Origin of the sequence: Enterobacter sp. R-25 (assembly GCF_049913205.1) — a bacterium.
GTDB classification, from domain to species: domain Bacteria; phylum Pseudomonadota; class Gammaproteobacteria; order Enterobacterales; family Enterobacteriaceae; genus Enterobacter; species Enterobacter ludwigii.
On the sequence record NZ_CP183982.1, the window covers coordinates 1,931,095 to 1,953,902 of the forward strand.

27 protein-coding genes and 1 other annotated feature are annotated in these 22,808 nt (G+C 54.1%); of the genes, 17 read left to right on the forward strand and 10 right to left on the reverse strand.

Annotation, left to right across the window (positions count from 1 at the left end):
- Positions 1-21 precede the first annotated feature (21 nt).
- A complete protein-coding gene (locus ACN9MQ_RS09230; protein ID WP_014169686.1) occupies positions 22-558 on the forward strand; it encodes a YniB family protein in 537 nt (178 codons plus the stop codon).
- A gap of 36 nt (positions 559-594) precedes the next feature.
- Here the strand turns inward: ACN9MQ_RS09230 and ACN9MQ_RS09235 are convergent, their stop codons facing one another.
- The 3 genes from ACN9MQ_RS09235 to pfkB all read right to left on the reverse strand — a co-directional run bounded on the left by ACN9MQ_RS09235 (position 595) and on the right by pfkB (position 2,889).
- The gene (locus ACN9MQ_RS09235; protein WP_014169687.1) at positions 595-1,455 is read right to left on the reverse strand and encodes a fructosamine kinase family protein; all 861 of its coding nucleotides are present in this window, start codon (positions 1,453-1,455) and stop codon (positions 595-597) included.
- A 105-nt stretch (positions 1,456-1,560) separates the two neighbouring features.
- Positions 1,561-1,851, reverse strand: a complete 291-nt coding sequence (ghoS, locus tag ACN9MQ_RS09240; RefSeq protein ID WP_050736661.1) for a type V toxin-antitoxin system endoribonuclease antitoxin GhoS — start codon at positions 1,849-1,851, stop codon at positions 1,561-1,563.
- A gap of 105 nt (positions 1,852-1,956) precedes the next feature.
- Complete coding sequence (gene pfkB / locus ACN9MQ_RS09245; RefSeq protein ID WP_426021470.1) at positions 1,957-2,889, reverse strand: 6-phosphofructokinase II; 933 nt, start codon at positions 2,887-2,889, stop codon at positions 1,957-1,959.
- A gap of 295 nt (positions 2,890-3,184) precedes the next feature.
- On the opposite strand from pfkB, the gene ACN9MQ_RS09250 reads away from it, so the two are divergent.
- Complete coding sequence (locus ACN9MQ_RS09250) at positions 3,185-3,943, forward strand: DUF481 domain-containing protein (RefSeq protein WP_025204400.1); 759 nt, start codon at positions 3,185-3,187, stop codon at positions 3,941-3,943.
- Positions 3,944-4,205: 262 nt separating this feature from the next.
- Positions 4,206-4,439, forward strand: coding sequence for a hypothetical protein (locus tag ACN9MQ_RS09255; protein ID WP_020884407.1), 234 nt, complete (start codon positions 4,206-4,208; stop codon positions 4,437-4,439).
- A gap of 212 nt (positions 4,440-4,651) precedes the next feature.
- Here the strand turns inward: ACN9MQ_RS09255 and yniD are convergent, their stop codons facing one another.
- Complete coding sequence (yniD, locus tag ACN9MQ_RS09260; protein WP_008500658.1) at positions 4,652-4,759, reverse strand: small membrane protein YniD; 108 nt, start codon at positions 4,757-4,759, stop codon at positions 4,652-4,654.
- A 99-nt stretch (positions 4,760-4,858) separates the two neighbouring features.
- A complete protein-coding gene (gene yncL, locus ACN9MQ_RS09265; protein WP_071605471.1) occupies positions 4,859-5,131 on the reverse strand; it encodes a stress response membrane protein YncL in 273 nt (90 codons plus the stop codon).
- Between the two features lie 143 nt (positions 5,132-5,274).
- On the opposite strand from yncL, the gene thrS reads away from it, so the two are divergent.
- The 14 genes from thrS to selO all read left to right on the forward strand — a co-directional run bounded on the left by thrS (position 5,275) and on the right by selO (position 17,922).
- Positions 5,275-7,203 carry a threonine--tRNA ligase gene (thrS, locus tag ACN9MQ_RS09270; RefSeq protein WP_014169692.1) on the forward strand — a complete coding sequence of 643 codons (1,929 nt, stop codon included), beginning with the start codon at positions 5,275-5,277 and terminating at the stop codon, positions 7,201-7,203.
- 3 nt (positions 7,204-7,206) lie between these two features.
- Positions 7,207-7,749 carry a translation initiation factor IF-3 gene (gene infC / locus ACN9MQ_RS09275; protein WP_023616141.1) on the forward strand — a complete coding sequence of 181 codons (543 nt, stop codon included), beginning with the start codon at positions 7,207-7,209 and terminating at the stop codon, positions 7,747-7,749.
- 97 nt (positions 7,750-7,846) lie between these two features.
- Positions 7,847-8,044, forward strand: coding sequence for a 50S ribosomal protein L35 (gene rpmI, locus ACN9MQ_RS09280; protein ID WP_003030583.1), 198 nt, complete (start codon positions 7,847-7,849; stop codon positions 8,042-8,044).
- A gap of 50 nt (positions 8,045-8,094) precedes the next feature.
- Positions 8,095-8,451 carry a 50S ribosomal protein L20 gene (gene rplT / locus ACN9MQ_RS09285; RefSeq protein WP_000124850.1) on the forward strand — a complete coding sequence of 119 codons (357 nt, stop codon included), beginning with the start codon at positions 8,095-8,097 and terminating at the stop codon, positions 8,449-8,451.
- 118 nt (positions 8,452-8,569) lie between these two features.
- Positions 8,570-8,694: a sequence feature (Phe leader region), on the forward strand.
- Positions 8,575-8,619: a pheST operon leader peptide PheM gene (pheM, locus tag ACN9MQ_RS09290; protein WP_001386830.1), complete on the forward strand. Its 45-nt coding sequence runs from the start codon at positions 8,575-8,577 to the stop codon at positions 8,617-8,619. Its footprint overlaps the feature before it by 45 nt.
- Before the next feature lie 62 nt (positions 8,695-8,756).
- Positions 8,757-9,740: a phenylalanine--tRNA ligase subunit alpha gene (pheS, locus tag ACN9MQ_RS09295; RefSeq protein ID WP_020884406.1), complete on the forward strand. Its 984-nt coding sequence runs from the start codon at positions 8,757-8,759 to the stop codon at positions 9,738-9,740.
- Positions 9,741-9,755: 15 nt separating this feature from the next.
- Complete coding sequence (pheT, locus tag ACN9MQ_RS09300; protein ID WP_073396608.1) at positions 9,756-12,143, forward strand: phenylalanine--tRNA ligase subunit beta; 2,388 nt, start codon at positions 9,756-9,758, stop codon at positions 12,141-12,143.
- A gap of 4 nt (positions 12,144-12,147) precedes the next feature.
- Entirely contained in the window at positions 12,148-12,447 is a 300-nt protein-coding gene (ihfA, locus tag ACN9MQ_RS09305) for an integration host factor subunit alpha (protein ID WP_003857805.1), read from the forward strand.
- Between the two features lie 103 nt (positions 12,448-12,550).
- Positions 12,551-13,531, forward strand: coding sequence for a vitamin B12 ABC transporter permease BtuC (btuC, locus tag ACN9MQ_RS09310; RefSeq protein ID WP_025204397.1), 981 nt, complete (start codon positions 12,551-12,553; stop codon positions 13,529-13,531).
- 33 nt (positions 13,532-13,564) lie between these two features.
- Positions 13,565-14,116 carry a glutathione peroxidase gene (locus ACN9MQ_RS09315; RefSeq protein WP_014169696.1) on the forward strand — a complete coding sequence of 184 codons (552 nt, stop codon included), beginning with the start codon at positions 13,565-13,567 and terminating at the stop codon, positions 14,114-14,116.
- Positions 14,116-14,871 (forward strand): vitamin B12 ABC transporter ATP-binding protein BtuD, encoded by a 756-nt coding sequence (gene btuD, locus ACN9MQ_RS09320; RefSeq protein WP_196087758.1) that lies wholly within the window; start codon positions 14,116-14,118, stop codon positions 14,869-14,871. Before ACN9MQ_RS09315 ends, btuD begins: the two co-directional genes overlap by 1 nt.
- A gap of 74 nt (positions 14,872-14,945) precedes the next feature.
- Positions 14,946-15,410: an NlpC/P60 family protein gene (locus ACN9MQ_RS09325; protein WP_020884403.1), complete on the forward strand. Its 465-nt coding sequence runs from the start codon at positions 14,946-14,948 to the stop codon at positions 15,408-15,410.
- Positions 15,411-15,704: 294 nt separating this feature from the next.
- Positions 15,705-16,415, forward strand: coding sequence for an EAL domain-containing protein (locus ACN9MQ_RS09330; RefSeq protein WP_020884402.1), 711 nt, complete (start codon positions 15,705-15,707; stop codon positions 16,413-16,415).
- A gap of 64 nt (positions 16,416-16,479) precedes the next feature.
- Positions 16,480-17,922 carry a protein adenylyltransferase SelO gene (selO, locus tag ACN9MQ_RS09335; RefSeq protein ID WP_426021434.1) on the forward strand — a complete coding sequence of 481 codons (1,443 nt, stop codon included), beginning with the start codon at positions 16,480-16,482 and terminating at the stop codon, positions 17,920-17,922.
- A gap of 58 nt (positions 17,923-17,980) precedes the next feature.
- On the opposite strand, the gene ACN9MQ_RS09340 is transcribed toward selO, so the two are convergent.
- Genes ACN9MQ_RS09340 through ACN9MQ_RS09360 form a run of 5 tightly spaced genes read right to left on the reverse strand, consistent with a single transcriptional unit; the run spans position 17,981 to position 22,767 of the window.
- Positions 17,981-18,751, reverse strand: coding sequence for a 3-hydroxybutyrate dehydrogenase (locus ACN9MQ_RS09340; RefSeq protein ID WP_032681201.1), 771 nt, complete (start codon positions 18,749-18,751; stop codon positions 17,981-17,983).
- A gap of 10 nt (positions 18,752-18,761) precedes the next feature.
- Entirely contained in the window at positions 18,762-20,156 is a 1,395-nt protein-coding gene (locus ACN9MQ_RS09345; protein ID WP_223145393.1) for a GntP family permease, read from the reverse strand.
- Positions 20,157-20,209: 53 nt separating this feature from the next.
- Positions 20,210-21,391, reverse strand: a complete 1,182-nt coding sequence (locus ACN9MQ_RS09350; protein ID WP_426021435.1) for an acetyl-CoA C-acetyltransferase — start codon at positions 21,389-21,391, stop codon at positions 20,210-20,212.
- Positions 21,392-21,400: 9 nt separating this feature from the next.
- Positions 21,401-22,057, reverse strand: a complete 657-nt coding sequence (locus ACN9MQ_RS09355) for a 3-oxoacid CoA-transferase subunit B (protein ID WP_252068151.1) — start codon at positions 22,055-22,057, stop codon at positions 21,401-21,403.
- 2 nt (positions 22,058-22,059) lie between these two features.
- Entirely contained in the window at positions 22,060-22,767 is a 708-nt protein-coding gene (locus ACN9MQ_RS09360) for a CoA transferase subunit A (protein WP_032677981.1), read from the reverse strand.
- Between the last annotated feature and the right edge of the window lie 41 nt (positions 22,768-22,808).

Sequence of the window (22,808 nt, forward strand, 5' to 3'; positions counted from 1 at the left end):
CGTCTTTATGAAGGGGAACTGATGACGTATCAACAAGCTGGACGCATTGCTGTCTTAAAACGTATTGCTGGCTGGGTAATTTTTATTCCAGCCGTCATTTCGACGCTGATCTCTGTGCTCAAATTTATGTACGATCACAGTGAAAAACAGCCAGGTATTAATGCGGTAATGCTTGATTTTGCTCATGTCATGATTGAAATGATGCGTTTTAACACGCCGTTTCTGAATGTCTTTTGGTTCAATTCGCCGACGCCGAATTTTCATCAGCAGTTGAATCTCGGGTTTTGGGTGATCTACGCGCTGATCTTTATTGGTATGGCGTTGCAGGCCTCTGGCGCACGCATGAGCCGTCAGACGCGCTTTTTACGCGAAGGTGTGGAAGACCAGATGATTCTCGAACAGGCGAAAGGCCCGGAAGGGATGAGCCGCGAGCAGATTGAGTCCCGCATTGTTGTGCCGCGTCACACCATTTTCCTGCAAATTTTCCCGCTGTATATCCTGCCAGTCATTATCATCGTGGCGGGTTACTTCTTCTTTTCGCTGTTGGGATTCCTGTAACAGATAAGGGTGGCGACATAGCCACCCGTCCCGCCATTACGCGGCAAGCACACGTTCAAGTGCCCTCTGGGCATTGACCAGATGCTCTCCGCCAAACAGAATGGCGCGGTTCATCAGTGTGTAGAGCTGATACACCGGCTGGCGCTCAAGAAAACCCTGCGGCAGAGGCAGCACGGACTGATAACCGTCGTATATTTGCGGCGGTTGCTCAGGGTGCAGTGGCAGCATCGCCAGGTCACACTCCCTGTCGCCCCAGTAACAGGCCGGGTCGAAGATATAGGGGCCGTCAGGACCCAGCGCGCAGTTATCTGACCACAAATCGCCATGCAGCAGAGACGGCTGAGGCTGGTGGGATGCCAGACGCTGCTGAATGTGTTCGACGATGGCATCGATATTGCCAAACTCCAGACCTTTCTCCGCAGCCAGTTCCAGCTGCCAGCCAATGCGTTGCTCAGCAAAGAATGTCGACCAGCGTCGTTGCCAGGCATTGGGTTGTGGGGTGGTGGAGAGGTCGTTGTCAAAATCGAGACCAAACTGCGGCTGGTCGCTCCATTGATGCAGTCGCGCTAACTGTTGGCCGAGAATGAAGGCGTTATGGGCGTCTAACGGGCGGGCAGGAAGAAATTCCATGACCAGAAAACTGTAGTCGCGGTCGCTGCCCACGGCCCAGACCTGTGGGACCGTCACCGTTTTACTGCGCGACAACAGTTCCAGCTGGTCGGCTTCGGCGGTGAAAATCGGAAGCAGCTCTCGCTCATCGCATTTAACAAAGAGATCGCGCCCGGCGTAGCGTAAGTGCCATGCGGCGTGGATTTCTCCGCCTGGCAGTTCGTTCCGCAGTTCAATTTCACCTTCACCCAGTTGCTCACTTAAAAGATGACTGATAGCCTGCCACATGTTATCTCTCCCATGTTGTCTGCCAGATCATAAAGTTAGCGCATAATTGCGGTAAAAAAATACGAACTAACGCACACCTGAGCGGTTTAAATTCATGCAGGGCACTTATTGTTCTTTTTTCTGCCAGTTTTCCCAGGTGTCAAGATCAATTTCTGCCGCTTTGTCGGTCACGCTTTCGACCAGACTGGCCGCCAGAGCGTGAACCTCTTCTTTACTCAGAGCGCTGATCAGGCCAAACGTCAGGGTGCCTAAATCATGGATATTGCCCTCGTCATCCGTGAGTGTGAGCAGGAAATTGGCCCGGGTAAAGGCGTTGTTGAGCTCATTAAGCTCGGTCAGCGACGCTTGATGAATGTTGATGGTAACGACGTAGCGGGTGATGTCACCACTGCTCATAATTCACCTCATTGTTATCTTGGAAGTTTTCTTAGCATAGTCGATAGGCTGCGTTTGGCGACTATGCCGCGTATTTCCCCTTCACAGAGAAGGGGAAAAGGGGGATTAATTTCGGGACAGGTAATCGACGATTTTTTGCGTGTCGCTAAGCGAACAGAGACGTGTGCCCTGGTTGATGGTGGCAGCGCTACCCGCTGCGACGCCGTAGCGTGTCATCTCCAGTAATGAAGCACCCTGGGCCAGTTTCAGGGTCATCGCTCCAACCATGCTATCACCCGCGCCCACGGTACTCTTGCTTTTCATCGGCGGCGGGACAACCTGAACGGACCCCGTTTCGTCCACGGCCAGGGCACCCTGCGGGCCAAGGGAGACCACGACCCGTCGCGCTTTGCCGCTGTGAACCAATTCCTGCGCGGCGGTGAGGACATCGTCCGGCTGGTTCAGTTCGCGGTTCACCAGCGCGCTTAACTCTTTCTGATTGGGTTTAACCAGCTCAAGATTTCCCGGCGTCAGGGCTGCCTGCAGCGCCTCGCCGCTACTGTCGACAATGCAGCGGATACCGCGTTGCTGCGCGGCCCGAATCAGCGCCGTCAGTTTTTCCGTGCTGACACCGGGCGGCAGGCTGCCGCTTATCACCAGCAGAGCACCGTTCTCAATGGCCAGCACCTTCTCTTCAAGCTGACGAAACTCATCTTCACTGAGTTTTGCACCCGGCATGACGAAACGGTATTGCTCGCCGCTGGACTCCACGTGCACATGCAGGTTTTGCCGCGTCCAGTCTTTGGCCTCGACGGTCTGCGAGGCCACCTGTTCATCGGCCAGCAGAGAGACCAGGTGCTCACCGGTCGCGCCGCCTGCGGGGAAAATTGCTGTCGCCTTTCCACCGAGGTGCGTTATGGCTCGCGCCACATTGATACCGCCGCCGCCGGGCTCAAACACCGGGGCGCTGCAGCGCAATTTACCTTCCGGGTAAATCTGGGGCGTCAGGGTGGCGGAGTCGAGGGAAGGGGAGAGCGTCAGGGTGTAGATAGAAACCATCATTACCTCCTTTTAGCGTGGGTTCCTTTTAGTCTGGCACCATTTGTCAGGAAGGCAATGTAAATAACAGTATGATTTTAAATATGAATACTGACATAAAGTCTGCGGCGGCTTATATAAAATAAAACGCTTTTTGAGATCGTTCTTATTCAAAAAATGAAATAAGAAATCATTGCTATGTTATTTGCGGCTTTTTATAATTTGTTACCTTTCTCTGGACGCCTTGTCATTGATCCTCAAGAAAGTTTCCGGGACCGTGTGGTCTCTTTTTTTGTTGTACGGACTCCTTAATAAAATGAAGCTTTTGAAGACAGTACCCGCTGCACTGATGCTGGCGGGTGGCGTGTTTGCTGCAATGAACGCGACCGCAGATGATTCCGTTTTTACTGTCATGGACGATCCAGCCACCGCGCAAAAACCGTTTGAAGGTAACCTGAACGCTGGCTATCTTGCACAATCCGGTAACACGAAAAGCTCCTCTCTCACGGCGGACAGTACGCTGACCTGGTACGGTAATACCACCGCCTGGTCTCTGTGGGGAAATGCCAGTAACACCTCCGCGAATGACGAACGCTCTTCCGAGAAATATGCGGTTGGCGGACGTAGCCGTTACAACATGACCGACTTTGACTACCTGTTTGGTCAGGCCAGCTGGTTAACTGACCGTTACAACGGCTATCGCCAGCGTGATGTGTTCACTGCCGGTTACGGTCGTCAGTTCCTGAACGGTCCGGTACACAGTTTACGTTTTGAATTCGGTCCAGGTGTGCGCTACGACGAGTACACCGACGGCGAAACCAAAACTCAACCGCTCGGTTACGCTTCCGGCACCTATGCCTGGCAGATGACTGACAACACCAAATTTACCCAGGGAGTGTCTGTGTTTGGTGCCGACGATACGACGCTGAACTCAGAAACAGCGCTGAACGTGGCCATCAACGAACACTTTGGCCTGAAAGTGGCCTACAACGTCACCTGGAACTCTTCTCCTCCTGATTCTGCTCCGGATCATACCGACCGCAGAACCACGGTTTCACTGGGTTATAAAATGTAATATTCTCGGGCCGATTACGCTATCGGCCCGTTTTTTATTTTTTGAAACTGTGCTGTTTTATATTAAACACTGTTTTGAAATATCTGGTCTGCTGATATCTCCATCATTTCTTCATAATGCGCTTTCATTAATTTGCGGCTTATTTGACACGAATTGATAACGTAACAGGCTAGGCAAAAGTGTGATCTGGATCTACACTCTTAGCACGGGCAGAATTCGGCCTTAAGGTATTTAGCATTAAATGTAGAAAGAGAAAAACATTATGAAAAAAATCAAAACTGCCGCAGCAGCGATGGTGCTTTCCGCACTGTCTTTTGGCGTATTTGCTGCTGATGAAACCACCCCGACAGCCAGTGACACCCACAGCCAAATCGGCATTGCGAAAGCCGCTGACGTTGAAGCCGGATCTAACATCGCGCCAGCCTCTCAGTCCACCGGTCAGTCTATGAATGATGCTTTTGACGTCCATAAACTGGTTGCAGGTGAATGGTCCTGATGGGTTTTGCCGAGTTGTTATTGACGTTTAAACGCTAATTCAACGCGCCAAAAAACCGGATTTTGTGGTACCGGTTTTTTCGCGGTAAACCTATTTGACGTAAACCTATCGTCCGTATTTCGTCCTGGCGGTGAATACCCGCAAGATGAATACCCGCAAAAGGGTATTACGGATAACGACGTTATTCCCTGCGCAGTTATTTATATTCACGTTCAGCCCCAAATCATTGCCGCCCAACGCAGAAGCAGCATCGCGCCGCAGATGGCAATCAGCACCAGTACCATTTTCCAGTGTTTTACGGCAAATCGTTTTGTTGGCATAACCTGATCCTTGTAAGTTGATGCGAACAGTTTACCAAACAGGGCGGGGAAATGCCCCTTCTCCAGTGGTGAATCAGGTTATGCCTGCTTCCGGTTCGGTTAGAACCAGTGGAATCGTTCTGCAAGAATCAACAATAAACCGGTGGCTGAAAGGATGTTCAATATCACAACCGTTCTACTTGATACGTTCATGGTATGCACCTTTGGGTTTAAAGACTTGTTCAAGAGTAGCCCAGCATCTCTGGAATGCGAGCACCGGAGATATGCGCCCTGCAAATTCATGCGAAAGTGCCAGCGCAGCAATCTGCCCGCAAAGGGTGCAATCTCTCTTTTGTTAGTGTTACCATTGCAGGGCTTGCCGTAAATCCGCATTTATCTGATTTTCGGCGGGTGAATGATCGCGAGCCAATTTGACGATTGTTGGTCAGATGGTGTCGTAATCTATTGTCAAATCACGATTATTTTCTTTGTATATGCTCTTATGTGTGGGGCATCACTGCAAATAAGGATATAAAATGCCTGTAATTACTCTTCCTGATGGCAGCCAACGCCATTACGACCACGCTGTAAGCCCAATGGATGTTGCCCTGGACATTGGTCCTGGACTCGCGAAAGCAACCATCGCTGGCCGTGTTAATGGTGAGCTGGTTGATGCATCTGACCTGATTGAAAGCGATGCGCAGCTGTCTATCATCACAGCGAAAGACGAAGAAGGTCTGGAGATCATTCGTCACTCCTGCGCGCACCTGTTAGGTCATGCGATCAAACAGCTGTGGCCGAACACCAAAATGGCGATCGGTCCGGTTATCGACAACGGTTTCTACTATGACGTTGATCTTGACCATACCCTGACTCAGGAAGATATCGACGCGCTCGAAAAACGTATGCACGAGCTCGCCGAAACTAACTATGACGTCATTAAGAAGAAAGTCAGCTGGCACGAAGCGCGTGAAACCTTCGTGAAGCGTGGCGAGAGCTATAAAGTCTCTATTCTTGATGAAAACATCTCTCATGATGACAAGCCTGGCTTGTACCATCACGAAGAATACGTCGACATGTGCCGTGGTCCGCACGTGCCGAACATGCGCTTCTGTCATCACTTTAAGCTGATGAAAATCGCGGGCGCCTACTGGCGTGGCGATAGCAACAACAAGATGTTGCAGCGTATCTATGGTACCGCGTGGGCCGATAAAAAAGCCCTTAACGCCTACCTGCAGCGCCTGGAAGAGGCGGCTAAACGTGACCACCGTAAAATCGGTAAGCAGCTTGACCTGTACCACATGCAGGAAGAAGCGCCGGGTATGGTGTTCTGGCACAATGACGGCTGGACTATCTTCCGTGAACTGGAAACGTTCGTACGCTCCAAGCTGAAAGAGTACCAGTATCAGGAAGTGAAAGGCCCGTTCATGATGGACCGTGTGCTGTGGGAAAAAACCGGCCACTGGGACAACTACAAAGATGCGATGTTCACCACCTCTTCTGAGAACCGTGAATACTGCATTAAGCCAATGAACTGCCCTGGCCACGTTCAGATCTTCAACCAGGGTCTGAAATCCTACCGCGATCTGCCGCTGCGTATGGCAGAGTTCGGTAGCTGCCACCGTAACGAGCCATCAGGTGCATTGCACGGTCTGATGCGTGTTCGTGGCTTTACTCAGGATGATGCGCATATCTTCTGTACTGAAGATCAGGTTCGTGATGAAGTTAACGCCTGTATTCGTATGGTCTACGATATGTACAGCACCTTTGGCTTCGAGAAGATCGTCGTCAAACTCTCAACGCGTCCGGAAAAACGTATCGGTAGCGATGAGACCTGGGATCGCGCAGAAGCGGATCTCGCCGTGGCGCTGGAAGAGAACGGCATTCCGTTCGAATACCAGCTGGGCGAGGGCGCATTCTACGGTCCGAAAATTGAATTTACCCTGTATGACTGCCTCGATCGCGCATGGCAGTGCGGTACTGTACAGCTGGACTTCTCCCTGCCGCAGCGTTTAAGCGCCTCTTATGTTGGCGAAGATAACGAACGTCAGGTACCGGTTATGATTCACCGTGCAATCCTCGGTTCTCTGGAACGCTTCATCGGCATCCTGACGGAAGAGTTTGCCGGCTTCTTCCCAACCTGGCTTGCGCCAGTGCAGGTCGTGGTGATGAACATTACCGATTCTCAGGCTGAATACGTTAAAGAATTGACGCAGAAACTACAAAATGCGGGCATTCGCGTAAAAGCAGACTTGAGAAATGAGAAGATTGGCTTTAAAATCCGCGAGCACACTTTACGTCGTGTCCCGTATATGTTGGTCTGTGGTGATAAAGAGGTGGAAGCAGGCAAAGTTGCCGTTCGCACCCGCCGTGGTAAAGACCTGGGGAGCCTGGACGTAAGTGAAGTGATTGAGAAGCTGCAACAAGAGATTCGCAGCCGCAGTCTTCAACAACTGGAGGAATAAGGTATTAAAGGCGGAAAACGAGTTCAAACGGCACGTCCGAATCGTATCAATGGCGAGATTCGCGCCCAGGAAGTTCGCTTAACAGGTCTGGAAGGCGAGCAGCTGGGGATTGTGAGTCTGAGAGAAGCGATCGAAAAGGCTGAAGAAGCTGGAGTAGATTTAGTTGAAATCAGCCCTAACGCCGAACCGCCAGTTTGTCGTATCATGGACTACGGCAAGTTCCTTTATGAAAAGAGTAAGTCTTCTAAGGAACAGAAGAAAAAGCAAAAAGTTATCCAGGTTAAGGAAATTAAATTCCGTCCTGGTACCGACGATGGCGATTATCAGGTAAAACTCCGCAGCCTGATTCGCTTTCTGGAAGATGGCGATAAGGCCAAGATCACACTGCGTTTCCGCGGTCGTGAGATGGCCCACCAACAGATTGGTATGGAAGTGCTTAACCGCGTCCGTGACGATCTGAGTGAACTGGCAGTAGTCGAATCCTTCCCTACGAAGATCGAAGGCCGCCAGATGATCATGGTGCTCGCTCCTAAGAAGAAACAGTAAGGCCTTCAAGCAGCAAAACCTGTGGAGCCTTCGGGTCTCATAGGTTTTGTTCGCCTATGTTTCGTTTATTTAACAATGCGAAGTGGAAGTAATTAAGATGCCAAAAATTAAGACCGTACGCGGTGCTGCTAAGCGCTTCAAAAAAACCGGTGGTGGTGGATTTAAGCGTAAGCACGCAAACCTGCGTCATATTCTGACCAAAAAATCTACTAAGCGTAAACGTCACCTGCGTCCAAAAGGCCTTGTTTCTAAAGGCGATCTGGGTCTGGTTATCGCGTGCCTGCCGTACGCATAAGCCGTTAACGTTTAATTTTTTACTAAGAATATAGATACAGGAGAGCACATATGGCTCGCGTAAAACGTGGTGTAATTGCACGTGCACGTCACAAGAAAATTTTGAAACAAGCTAAAGGCTACTACGGTGCGCGTTCACGCGTATACCGCGTTGCCTTCCAGGCTGTTATCAAAGCAGGTCAGTACGCTTACCGTGACCGTCGTCAACGTAAGCGTCAGTTCCGTCAACTGTGGATTGCGCGTATCAACGCAGCAGCACGTCAGAACGGTATTTCTTACAGCAAATTCATCAACGGCCTGAAAAAAGCCTCTGTTGAAATCGACCGTAAGATCCTGGCTGACATCGCAGTATTCGACAAAGTAGCGTTCACCGCTCTGGTCGAAAAAGCGAAAGCAGCACTGGCATAAGCCAGTTGAAAGAGGGGGCTTCGCTCCCTCTTTTCATTTAACACCATCAGAACATTGACTTTTACCCGTGCAACCTTTTCAATAAGGTCTTAACGGTTTTTTACCACACAAGGTAACGCAAGCATGAATGCTGCTATTTTCCGCTTCTTCTTTTACTTTAGCACCTGAATTCAGGAGGCTAGCGCGTGAAAGATGAAACGAAAAACAGCGCCAGATAAGCCTCCTGATGGAGGCTTTTTTTGTGTCTAAATTCGAGAGAATAACTCCACCAAATCGGTGTCTGCACCGACATAATGAGGAAAATCATGTCACATCTCGCAGAGCTGGTTGCCAGTGCAACAGCCGCCATTAATCAGGCCTCAGATGTTGCCGCGTTAGACAATGTCCGCGTCGAATATCTCGGTAAGAAAGGGCATTTGACCCTTCAAATGACAACCCTGCGTGAACTGCCGCCAGAGGAACGCCCGGCAGCGGGTGCGGTCATTAACGAAGCCAAAGAGCAGGTGCAACAGGCACTGAACGCGCGCAAAGCTGAGCTGGAAAGCGCGGTGCTGAATGCGCGTCTGGCGGCAGAGACTATCGATGTCTCCCTGCCGGGTCGCCGTATTGAAAATGGTGGCCTGCATCCGGTTACCCGCACCATTGATCGCATTGAAAGTTTCTTCGGTGAGCTCGGCTTTACCGTGGCGACTGGCCCGGAAATCGAAGATGATTACCACAACTTCGACGCCCTCAATATTCCAGGCCATCATCCGGCACGTGCTGACCACGACACTTTCTGGTTCGACGCCACCCGTCTGCTGCGTACTCAGACCTCGGGCGTTCAGATCCGTACCATGAAGGAGCAGGAGCCCCCGATCCGCATCATCGCACCGGGCCGCGTGTACCGTAACGACTACGATCAGACCCATACCCCGATGTTCCATCAGATGGAAGGCCTGATTGTTGATAAGAACATCAGCTTTACCAACCTGAAAGGTACGCTGCACGATTTCCTGAACAACTTCTTTGAGGAAGACCTGCAGGTTCGTTTCCGTCCGTCCTACTTCCCATTCACTGAACCGTCTGCGGAAGTTGACGTGATGGGTAAAAACGGCAAATGGCTGGAAGTGCTGGGCTGCGGCATGGTGCATCCAAACGTTCTGCGCAACGTGGGTATCGATCCAGAAGTCTACTCCGGCTTTGCGTTCGGTATGGGCATGGAGCGTCTGACAATGCTGCGCTATGGCGTGACCGATTTGCGTGCATTCTTCGAAAACGATCTGCGTTTCCTCAAACAGTTTAAATAAGGGCAGGACAGAACAATGAAATTCAGTGAACTGTGGTTACGCGAATGGGTGAACACCACGCTTGATAGCGAAGCGCTTTCCAACCAGATCACCATGGCGGGTCTGGAAGTTGACGGTGTTGAGCCGGTTTCTGGCGCTTTCAATGGCGTCGTTGTGGGCGAAGTGGTTGAGTGCGGTCAGCACCCTAACGCTGACAAGCTGCGTGTGACAAAAGTTAACGTAGGCGGCGATCGCCTGCTGGATATCGTCTGCGGCGCGCCAAACTGCCGTCAGGGCCTGAAAGTGGCCGTGGCGACCGTGGGGGCAGTACTGCCGGGCGATTTTAAAATTAAAGCAGCGAAACTGCGCGGTGAGCCGTCTGAAGGCATGCTGTGTTCGTTCTCTGAGCTGGGTATTTCCGACGATCACAATGGCATCATTGAGCTGCCGCTTGATGCGCCTATTGGTACCGACATCCGCGAATACCTGAAACTTGATGACAACACCATTGAAATCAGCGTGACGCCAAACCGTGCGGACTGCTTAGGCATTATCGGCGTGGCCCGCGATGTGGCCGTGCTGAACCAGACTGAACTGAACGTACCGGAAATCGTACCGGTTGACGCTACCATCAGTGACACACTGCCGATTCAGGTTGAAGCCGCTGATGCGTGCCCACGCTACCTTGGTCGCGTGGTGAAAGGCATTAACGTAAAAGCGCCAACCCCGCTGTGGATGAAAGAGAAGCTGCGTCGCTGTGGTATTCGTTCTATCGACGCCGTCGTTGACGTGACCAACTATGTTCTGCTGGAGCTGGGTCAGCCGATGCACGCGTTCGATAAAGATCGTATCGAAGGCGGTATTGTGGTGCGTATGGCGAAAGAGGGCGAAACCCTGGTTCTGCTCGACGGCAGCGAAGCAAAACTGAATGCTGATACGCTGGTGATAGCGGACCACGTTAAAGCGCTGGCGATGGGCGGTATCTTCGGTGGCGAACACTCCGGTGTAAACGATGAAACGCAAAACGTTTTGCTGGAATGTGCGTTTTTCAGCCCGCTCTCTATCACCGGTCGCGCACGTCGTCACGGCCTGCATACCGATGCCTCTCACCGTTATGAGCGTGGCGTCGATCCGGCACTGCAGCACAAAGCGATGGAGCGTGCGACGCGTCTGCTGATCGACATCTGCGGCGGTGAAGCGGGCCCGGTTATCGACGTCACCCACGAAGCGACGTTACCGAAGCGTGCGACCATTACCCTGCGTCGTAGCAAGCTGGATCGTCTGATTGGTCACCATGTTTCTGACGCACAGGTCAGCGATATCCTTCGCCGCCTGGGTTGTGATGTGACCGAAGGGCAGGACGAGTGGAAAGCCGTTGCGCCATCCTGGCGTTTCGACATGGAGATCGAAGAAGATCTGGTGGAAGAAGTGGCTCGCGTATACGGCTACAACAACATCCCGGATGAGCCTGTTCAGGCGGGTCTGGTGATGGGAAGCCACCGTGAAGCAGATTTGTCTCTTAAGCGTGTGAAAACCATGCTGAACGACAAAGGTTATCAGGAAGTGATCACCTACAGCTTTGTTGATCCAAAACTGCAGCAGATGATCCATCCGGGCCAGGAGGCGCTGATCCTGCCAAGCCCAATCTCCAGCGAAATGTCCGCGATGCGCCTGTCCCTGTGGACCGGTCTGCTGGGGACTATCGTTTACAACCAGAATCGTCAGCAAAACCGCGTGCGAATTTTCGAAAGTGGTTTACGCTTTGTACCGGATAATCAGGCAAATTTAGGCATCCGTCAGGATCTCATGCTGGCTGGTGCCATCAGCGGTAACCGTTACGAAGAGCACTGGGACCTGGCAAAAGGCACGGTTGATTTCTACGATATGAAGGGAGATCTGGAAGCAATTCTCGATCTGACCGGTAAATTATCTGAAATTGAATTCCGTGCAGAAGCGATCCCTGCGCTGCATCCAGGCCAGAGCGCGGCTATCTATTTAGACGGCAAACGCATTGGTTTCATTGGCGTTGTTCATCCTGAGCTGGAGCGCAAGCTGGACCTGAACGGCCGTACCATCGTGTTCGAGCTGGAATGGAGCCCGGTTGCAGACCGCGTTATTCCTCAGGCCCGCGACGTCTCACGCTTCCCGGCAAACCGCCGTGATATCGCGGTTGTGGTCGCGGAAAATGTGCCCGCAGCAGATATTTTGGCCGAATGTAAGAAAGTTGGCGTAAATCAGGTAGTTGGCGTAAACTTATTTGACGTGTACCGCGGCAAGGGCGTAGCAGAAGGTTTCAAGAGCCTCGCTATTAGCCTTATCCTTCAGGATACCAGCCGTACACTCGAAGAAGAGGAGATTGCCGCTACCGTCGCCAAATGTGTAGAGGCATTAAAAGAGCGATTCCAGGCATCATTGAGGGATTGAACCTATGGCGCTTACAAAAGCTGAAATGTCAGAATATCTGTTTGATAAGCTTGGGCTTAGCAAACGAGATGCCAAAGAGCTGGTAGAGCTGTTTTTCGAAGAGATCCGTCGTGCTCTGGAAAATGGTGAGCAGGTAAAACTCTCCGGTTTTGGCAATTTTGATTTGCGTGACAAAAACCAACGTCCGGGCCGTAACCCAAAGACGGGGGAAGATATTCCGATTACAGCCCGCCGCGTGGTGACCTTCAGACCCGGCCAGAAGTTAAAAAGCCGTGTCGAAAACGCAACGCCCAAAGCAGAGTAATATGAACTAACTAAAAAGGCCGCTCACGCGGCCTTTTTTCTTTGCGCTCTCTGGCAAACCCGCCGTAAAATCAATTACATCACACGCTACTAAAACCATGTCCATGCTTGATTATGCCCATCGCCAGCACCGTTTAGATCAACGACACCTGCTTTTGCTCGTGCTGCTGCTCATTGTTACCGCAGGCGTTAGCCTGTGCGCAGGGGAACAGTGGATAGGACCTGAACACTGGTTTGAGCCTGAGGGGCAGCTTTTCGTCTGGCAAATCCGTCTGCCGCGCACGCTGGCAGTGATCCTGGTGGGCGCCGCGCTGGCACTGTGCGGCACCATTATGCAGGCATTATTTGATAACCCGCTGGCGGAGCCCGGGCTGCTCGGTGTGTCGAATGGCGCGGGCGTAGGGCTGGTGGCGGCGGTGATGTTGGGCGGGGGGGAACTCTCCTCATGGGGAATTAGCCTCAGCGCCATTATCGGCGCGTTGCTGATAACAGTAATCCTTTTGCGCTTTGCCAGACGGCACTTATCAACCAGTCGGCTGCTGCTTGCCGGGGTGGCTCTGGGGATCATCTGTAGCGCGCTGATGACCTGGGCGGTGTATTTCTCCACGTCCTTTGACTTGCGTCAGTTGATGTACTGGATGATGGGCGGCTTCGGGGGCGTAGACTGGCGCCAGGGCTGGCTGATGGCACTGCTGATACCGGTCTTGCTGTGGGCAGGCCTGCAGGCACAGCCGCTGAATATTCTCGCGCTGGGGGAAACCTCGGCCCGCCAGCTTGGCATGCCGATAGGCTTCTGGCGTAACGTGCTGGTCATTGCCATTGGCTGGCTGGTTGGGGTGAGCGTGGCACTGGCCGGGGCGATTGGCTTTATTGGGCTGGTTATCCCCCACATGCTGCGTCTGTGCGGGATCACCGACCATCGAACCTTACTGCCGGCCTCGGCGGTTGCCGGGGCGGTAACGCTGCTGGTGGCGGATATCATCGCCCGGCTCGCCCTGACAGCCGCTGAGCTGCCAATAGGCGTGGTGACCGCCACGCTGGGCGCGCCGGTATTTATCTGGCTACTATTAAAATCCGGACGTTAAATCACTACCCGTAAGATAACCTGAGGGAATGCTATGCAGTCTGATATTTTGAATACCGAAGTGACCACCATTGAGGGTGAGAAAACCACGCTGGAAAGCTATAAAGGCAACGTGCTGCTCATCGTGAATGTGGCCTCCAAATGTGGCCTGACGCCGCAGTATGAGCAGCTGGAAAACATTCAAAAAGCCTGGGAGAAAGACGGTTTCACCGTGCTGGGCTTCCCGTGCAACCAGTTCCTGGGCCAGGAGCCGGGCAGCGAAGACGAAATCAAAACGTTTTGCAGCACCACCTACGGTGTGACGTTCCCGATGTTCAGCAAAATCGATGTTAACGGTGAACATCGCCATCCCCTGTATGCCAAGCTGGTGGCGGCCGCGCCGACCGCCGTTGCGCCGGAAGGCAGCGGTTTTTATGAGCGCATGGCCAGTAAAGGACGCGCGCCGCTCTATCCGGACGATATCCTGTGGAATTTTGAAAAATTCCTTATTGGTCGTGACGGACAGGTGGTACAGCGTTTTTCACCGGACATGACGCCTGAAGATCCGATTGTGATGGAGTCTATCAAGCTGGCGCTGGCGAAATAATGACGTTGCTGATGCAGCTCACGGACGTCGCCGATACGGGGCGTCTGGAGCCGATAACCGGTGCCATCAATGCAGGCGAAATCCTGCATCTTGTCGGGCCGAACGGCGCAGGAAAAAGCACCTTACTGGCGCGCATGGCGGGGATGACCGCCGGCGCGGGGGAGATAACCCTGCTGGAGCATAACCTTGCTGACTGGTCGCCAGTCTCGCTGGCGCACAGGCGCAGTTATCTGGTGCAGCAGCAGGTCCCGCCCTTTGCGATGCCCGTCTGGCACTACCTGATGCTGCATCTGCACGATAAACAGCATACGTCGCTGCTCACTGAGGTAGCGGCGGGATTAGGGCTAGAAGATAAACTGTCCCGGCATGCCAGCCAGCTTTCCGGGGGCGAGTGGCAGCGCGTGCGTCTCGCGGCCGTCATTTTGCAGATTCACCCGGCCGGCAATCCGCACGGCAGACTGCTGCTTCTGGATGAACCGATGAGCGGTCTGGATGTGGCACAACAGGCCGCGCTGGACACCCTGTTAAGCTCCCTGAGCAGAAAAGGGATCGGCGTGGTCATGAGCAGTCATGACCTGAACCATACGCTGCGTCACGCCCACCGGGTGTGGCTGTTGGCGCGAGGAAAGATGATTGCCAGCGGCACGCGCGATGCGGTATTGACGCCGCCAAATCTTGCCCGCGCGTACAATATGTCTTTCCGCAGGCTGGATATAGAAGGGCATAAGATGCTGATTTCTACCGCGCAGGCGTAACCGTTTCTTGCCTGTTAACGCCGTTGCACGCTAAATTACGAAAAGAACAAAAAAAGCAGAGGATTCGTCTGAAAATGCGATTCTGGTTTCTCCTGATGGCCGCGTTATTTCTTGCGGGATGCAGTAGCCATCGTGCGCCGCCGCCTAACCCGCGGCTTTCAGATTCTATTACCGTCATTGCCAGCCTTAACGATCAGCTGAGCAACTGGCGCGGCACGCCCTATCGTTATGGCGGCATGAGCCGTGGGGGCGTAGATTGTTCTGGCTTTGTTCTGATGACGTTTCGCGATAAGTTTGATTTACAGCTTCCGCGCGAAACGCGCAAACAGGCGGAAATTGGCACGGAAATCGATAAAGATGATTTGCTGCCCGGCGACCTGGTTTTTTTCAAAACCGGCTCGGGTGACAGTGGGCTTCACGTCGGTATTTATGATACCGATAATCAGTTTATTCACGCCTCGACCAGTCGTGGGGTGATGCGCTCGTCGCTCGATAATGTTTACTGGCGTAAAAACTTCTGGCAGGCACGACGTATTTAGTCTGTCAAAGAGCAGTCTCTTATGATGGCATGATAACTAATAAATCATGCCATTTTTTCTCAAATAAGAGGTTTAAAGTTAAATTTACGAAAAATGACTTATCTCCTCAGGTGTCTGTTTTATCTAAAACTGGCTATTACTGAGCAACCAGGATAAGATTATTTTAGATTCAGGGATAAATCTGAAAAATAATACGGAACTAATGAAATTAATCTTATTAAAATCAAGACAGTGGAATTGTGTCGGCAATTGCTCCAGGATGTCCTCTCTCATCTTTAATGCGGGGCGAGTGCAATGATTATTACGCTAGATAATGCTTACCAGTCTGAACTGATGCTTCTGCCTGCCCGAAATAGCGCCGGCGAGCTTAAAGGTTTAGAGGTTCTGGTTAACTTTACTGGCGTCGGTACCCACGTTCGGATCCCCACCGAACTCGTTATCCCTCGGCTTTCTGCTGAAGAAGAGTTAGCGTTGTTTAACGAGAAATTGCAATTGCTTGATACCTGTAAACTGTTTTTTATTCAGCATCAGTTAATTGCATGGATCAATATTACACCTGTAATTGTTGAATTTTTATTAAGTAATGGGAACGCTGTTTCAATACTTGAGCGTTATCCGTTTCTTGAGTTTACTGTTAATGAGAATTATCCAGGTTTAAATAACGGGAAGGACGATCTGCAGCTGGCGAGAATGGCAATCCATTTTCCGCTGGTGCTGGCAAACTTTGGCGCAGGCGCAGCGTCGTTGAAAGCCGTTTATGATGGATTGTTTAAACGGGTCATTCTCGACAAGGGATTTATCCAGCAGCGTGCTTCTGAACTCTCTTTTGAGCCTTTTATGCGCGCAATCCTCTGGCAAATAACGCCTCACTGTCAGTCCGTGCTCGTCGGCGGCATTGATGACCACGGCTTATTGCAGCGCGTCTTGTCCTTTAACTTTGGCGCAATGCAGGGGGCGCTCTGGCCGGCCGTCTCTGCAGAGCACGTCACCACGCTCGTTCAGTGATAACCCTCTCTTTCGCCCGTGTTTAAGTCCGGGTAAACCCTCTACACTAAAAGCAGGAGGACCTATGACCCTGTCTTTTACTGCTCACTGGCATGACGAGTTGCCGGGTTTTTATACCGCACTCAAACCCACACCGTTACAAAATCCCCGTCTTATCTGGCATAACGATCGGCTGGCAGATGAGCTGGCTGTTCCACCTGAGATGTTTCATCCCTCCGACGGCGCTGGCGTCTGGGGAGGCGAAACGCTGCTTGCCGGTATGCAGCCTCTGGCTCAGGTCTATAGCGGACATCAGTTTGGCGTCTGGGCAGGACAACTGGGCGATGGCCGGGGGATCCTGCTGGGCGAACAACGGCTGCCCAACGGAGAGACGATGGACTGGCACCTGAAGGGTGCCGGCCTGACCCCTTACTCGCGAATGGGCGACGGGCGCGCGGTATTGCGTTCGACTATTCGCGAATGTCTGGCATCCGAAGCGATGCATGCGCTGGGGATCCCCACCACCCGCGCACTGTCGATTGTAACCAGTGACACCCCGGTGGCGCGTGAAACGATGGAAAAAGGGGCGATGCTTATGCGCGTTGCGCAAAGCCATCTGCGTTTTGGCCACTTTGAACACTTTTATTATCGTCGTGAGCCGGAAAAAGTCCGCCAGCTTGCGGATTATGCCATTCGTCATCACTGGTCTCATTTCCAGGACGAGGCCGATAAGTACATTCTCTGGTTCCGCGATGTGGTAGCCCGTACCGCAACCATGATTGCCCGCTGGCAGACGGTCGGGTTTGCCCATGGGGTGATGAACACGGACAACATGTCGCTTCTCGGGTTGACCTTTGATTACGGTCCGTTTGGCTTCCTTGATGACTATCAGCCGGGTTATATCTGCAACCATTCTGACTATCAGGGACGTTACAGTTTCGACAATCAGCCGGCTGTTGGCCTGTGGAACCTGCAGCGCCTTGCGCAAACTCTGTCGCCGTTTATCGACGTTGATGCCCTGAATGATGCGCTCGACAGCTACCAGGACATTTTACTGCGCGAATATGGCGCGTTGATGCGCAACAAGCTGGGGCTGGTGACGCAGGAGAGGGGCGATAACGACATCCTGAACGCTCTGTTTGCCCTCATGGAACGTGAAGGCAGCGATTACACCCGCACCTTCCGGATGCTGAGCCAGACTGAGCAACACAGTAGTGCCTCACCGCTGCGCGACGAGTTCATTGACAGGCAGGGCTTTGACGACTGGTTTGCGCTTTACCGTGCGCGGTTGCAGCAAGAGCAGGTCGACGACGCAACCCGTCAGGCGCAAATGAATGCGGCGAACCCGGCGATGGTGTTGCGCAACTGGCTGGCGCAGCGGGCCATTGAACAGGCAGAGCAGGGGGAGTATGACGAACTACATCGCCTGCATGTGGCTCTGCGTACGCCGTTTGCTGACCGTGATGACGACTATGTCAGCCGTCCGCCGGACTGGGGAAAACGCCTGGAAGTGAGCTGTTCGAGCTAGCCCGGGCCGACAAAACCTGACACCTTGCGGTGCCAGGTTTTTTATGCCGATACCGCGGTCACTGTGCGACCCATCCGCCATCCATATTCCAGGCGGCGCCGCGGACCTGTACGGCGCTGTCACTGCACAAAAACAACGCCAGCTCGCCTAGCTGTTCCGGCGTAACAAACTCACCGGCGGGCTGTTTCTCTGCCAGCAGTTGCTCACGAGCGACATCCGGTGCGACGCCATCGGCAATACGTCTGTCGATTTGCTGCTGCACCAGCGGGGTCAGCACCCAGCCCGGGCAGATGGCATTGGCGGTAATACCGGTGCGGGCGGTCTCCAGCGCCAGGGATTTGGTAAAGCCCACCACGCCATGCTTGGCGGCAACATAGGCGGATTTCTCTTTCGACGCAACCAGCCCATGCACGGAGGCGATATTAATGATGCGCCCCCAGTTTTTTGCCTGCATCGCAGGCAGCGCCAGTCGGCTGGTGTGAAAGACGGAAGAGAGGTTGATGGCGATAATGTCGTTCCATTTCTCCACCGGGAACGCATCAACAGGTGCGACGTGCTGTATACCGGCGTTGTTGATCAGAATATCGACTCCGCCATACCGGGTTTCGGCGTAGTGCATCATGGCTTCAATCTGCTGGACGTCACGCAGGTCCGCATCGTGATAGCCCGGCGTTTTACCCCGTTTCGCGATTTCGTCTCTTGCCGATTCACTGTCGCCGAAACCGTTAAGAATCAACTGCGCGCCGGCCTTCGCCAGCACGCCAGCGATCCCAAGTCCAATACCGCTGGTCGAGCCGGTCACCAGTGCGGTTTTACCGTTCAGATTCATTTTATTCTCCTTACACAATGCCGGTGAGATAGAACACGGCAATGACAAAAAGCACCGCCAGACTTTTGATGAGAGTGATAGCGAAAATGCCGCCATACGCCTGACGATGGCTCAGACCCGTAATGGCAAGCAACGTAATCACGGCCCCGTTATGGGGAAGCGTATCCATGCCGCCGCTGGCCATCGAGGCCACGCGGTGGAGAACCTCCAGAGGGATATTGGCTGCGTGGGCGGCCGCGACAAACGTATCGGCCATGGCCGCAAGGGCGATGCTCATCCCGCCCGACGCCGAACCGGTGATCCCGGCAAGCACGGTCACACTGATGGCTTCGTTGAGCAACGGGTTCGGGATAGCGGCGAGCGCTTTGGATAAGACCAGAAAACCGGGCAGCGCAGCGATCACCGCCCCGAAACCGTATTCAGATGCGGTATTCATTGCCGCCAGAATGGCGCCGCTGACCGCCGTCCGGCTGCCTTCTGCCAGCCGTCCCCGGATATTGCGAAATCCAAAAAGCAGTACCATGACAATACCCGCGATCAGCGCCGCTTCCACGGCCCAGATGGCGGTGATTTTGCTGACCTCGGTGACAATCGGCTTCGCCAGCCCGGGCAGGGTAAGCTCATGGCGCGTCCCATACCAGCCGGGGATCCAGCGGGTAAACAGCAGGTTGAGGATCCCGACCAGCAGCAGAGGGGAAATGGCGATCAGCGGATGGGGCAGATTAATGTTGTCCGGCGTTTCAGGTTCATTTTTCAGATCGGAACCGTAACCCTCATTGTTGTTGAGCGCCTTTCGCCGCTGACGCTCCAGCCAGAGCAGGCCAAAACAGAGGATAAACAGCGAGCCAATCAGCCCAAGCCACGGCGCGGCCCAGGCGTTAGTGCCAAAGAAGCTGGTGGGGATAATGTTCTGGATCTGCGGCGTACCGGGCAGGGCGTCCATGGTAAACGAGAACGCACCCAGAGCGACGGTCGCCGGGATAAGACGTTTGGGGATGCCGCTCTGGCGGAACAGTTCGGCGGCAAAAGGATAGACGGCAAACGCCACCACGAAGAGCGAAACGCCGCCGTACGTTAACAATGCACACACCAGCACAATGACCGGAATCGCATGGCGGCGCCCGAGGATCTGGATCGCTGCAGCGACGATAGCGCGTGAGAAACCGGAAAGCTCAATCAGCTTGCCAAACACGGCACCCAGCAGGAACACCGGGAAGTAGAGCTTGACGAAGCCGACCATCTTTTCCATAAACAGACCGGTAAACGTCGGGCCGACGGCCCCCGGGTCGGTCAGCAGCACGGCACCCAGCGCCGCGATGGGGGCAAACAGAATAACGCTGTATCCGCGATAGGCCGCAAGCATCAGCAATGCCAGCGCCGCCAGGGCAATCAACACACTCATTATGACTCCTCACTATCATTGTTATATTCGGGTACCAACGAGATGTCCGGGCGCGGTTAGCGCGCAAGGGTTAATGCAATGCCTTGCCCACCTCCCACACACAGGGTGACGAGCCCTTTTTTCGCGTCGCGGCGTTGCATCTCATGCAGCAGCGTGACGAGGATCCGACAGCCAGAGGCGCCGATGGGGTGGCCAAGCGCAATCGCACCACCGTTAACGTTCACCTTGCGTTCATCCCAGCCGAGCAGTTTGCCAACGGCCAGCGCCTGCGCGGCAAAGGCTTCATTCGCTTCAATGACGTCCACCTCATCCAGCGCCCAGCCTGCCCGGGCCAGAGCCGTCTGGCAGGCGCTGACCGGCCCGATGCCCATCACCGATGGATCAACGCCGGTCACGGCATAACTCACGACCCGTCCCAGGATCGGTAATCCGCTTTCCCGCGCTTTTTCACCGCTCATCAACAGCACCGCAGCGGCACCATCGTTCAGGGTTGAGGCATTACCCGCCGTCACCGTTCCATCTTCACGACGAAAGGCAGGGCGCAGGTGCGCGAGTTGCTCAGCGGTGGTTCCCGGCCGGGGTTGTTCATCACTGCTGACCAGGCTCGGCGGCTTTTTACCCTCGCTTACCGTGACCGGAGCCATCTCCGCGTCAAACAGACCGCGCGCAATGGCCGACGCCGCTTTTTGCTGCGACCGGGCGGCAAAAGCGTCCTGCTGCTCGCGGGAGATACCATACTGGCGGGCAACGTTTTCCGCGGTGATGCCCATGTGATAATCGTTAAATGCGTCCCACAGGCCGTCCGTTATCATGCTGTCCTGCAATCCTGTATGACCAAAACGCAACCCTGACCGCGCACCGTCCAGCAGGTAAGGGGCATTGCTCATGCTCTCCTGGCCGCCAGCGATAACCACGTCGGCATCGCCGCAGCGGATAGCCTGCGCGGCGAGCTGCACCGCTTTTAAGCCGGCACCACACACCAGATTGACGGTTGTCGCGGGCGTACTGACGGGCAATCCGGCCGTGAGAGCGGTCTGACGGGCGGGGTTTTGTCCGCACCCTGCCGTCAGCACCTGACCGAAAATCAGTTCGTCTACCTGATCTGCGCACAGCCGGCTGTTCTCAAGCAGGCGACGAACCGCTACGGCACCCAGTTCAACCGCGGAAAAGGAAGAGAGCGATCCGCGAAAACTGCCTACAGGGGTTCGCGTGGCCCCGACAATCATGACCTCATTCATGTTCACTCCTCAGTTGAAGCGCATCTCGCGCACGTCGTCCGCCACGATGATTTTCCCGGCTGTTTTACTGACGATGTCGTCAATACTGACGCCGGGGGCGTATTCCCGCAGAATGAACGCGCCGTCTTCAATCTCCAACAACGCAAGGTCGGTTAACACCCGACGGATGCAGCCAGCGCCGGTCAACGGCAGCGTGCAGCGCGGCAGCAGTTTTGACTCTCCGTTTTTTGCGGCATGGGTCATCACCACAATGATGTTCTGCGCCCCGGCGACCAGATCCATCGCGCCTCCCATCCCTTTCACCATCTTGCCCGGGATCATCCACGAGGCGATGTTGCCTTCGACATCCACTTCGAACGCCCCGAGTACGGTCAGGTCAACATGGCCACCTCGGATCATGGCGAACGACTGAGCCGAGTCGAAGATGGCGGCACCGATCCTCGCGGTGACGGTCTGCTTACCGGCGTTGATCATGTCGGCGTCAAGGCTCTGCTCATCCGGAAAGGCTCCCATCCCCAGCAGGCCGTTTTCAGACTGGAGCATTACGTCCATTCCCGCCGGAATATAGTTCGCCACAAGGGTCGGGATCCCTATCCCCAGGTTGACGTAGTAACCGTCGCGCAGTTCTCGGGCGATGCGCATGGCCATCTGTTCACGGGTTAACATCTTCAGACTCCCTCTGCGCGCAGCGTGCGCTGTTCAATGCGTTTCTCGAACTGGCCGACAATCAGCCTGTCGACGTAGATCCCCGGGGTATGAATGGCCGACGGGGGCAGTTCGCCCGGGGCGACGATCTCTTCCACTTCCACTACCGTTATCCGGCCCGCGGTGGCCATCAGCGGGTTAAAGTTTTGCGCGGTATGGCGATAGATAACGTTGCCGTACCAGTCCGCTTTCCAGCCCTTGATCAGCGCAAAATCGCCGGTGATGGCCTCTTCGAGGACATAATGCTTGCCGGCAAACTGGCGAACTTCCTTGCCAGCAGCCACGGGGGTGCCATAGCCGGTGGCCGTGTAAAACGCCGGAATACCCGCTCCGCCAGCGCGAACCTTTTCTGCCAGGGTTCCCTGTGGGGTGAGTTCCACTTCCAGCTCGCCGCTCAACACCTGTTGCTCGAACAGCGCGTTTTCGCCCACGTACGACGCCACCACTTTTCGTACCTGGCGCGTCTCAAGGAGTATCCCGAGACCAAAACCATCGACGCCGCAGTTGTTTGAAACCACCGTCAGCCCCTGTACCTGACGGCGTCTGACTTCGGCAATCAGGTTCTCAGGAATGCCGCACAGGCCGAAGCCGCCCGCCAGCAATGTCATTCCGTCCGTCAGCCCGTCCAGCGCCTGCGCATAGCTGCCGACGCGCTTATCCAGTCCCGCCATAATCATCCCTCCCGTTATCCGTGCCGGTATCATTAGGGGCG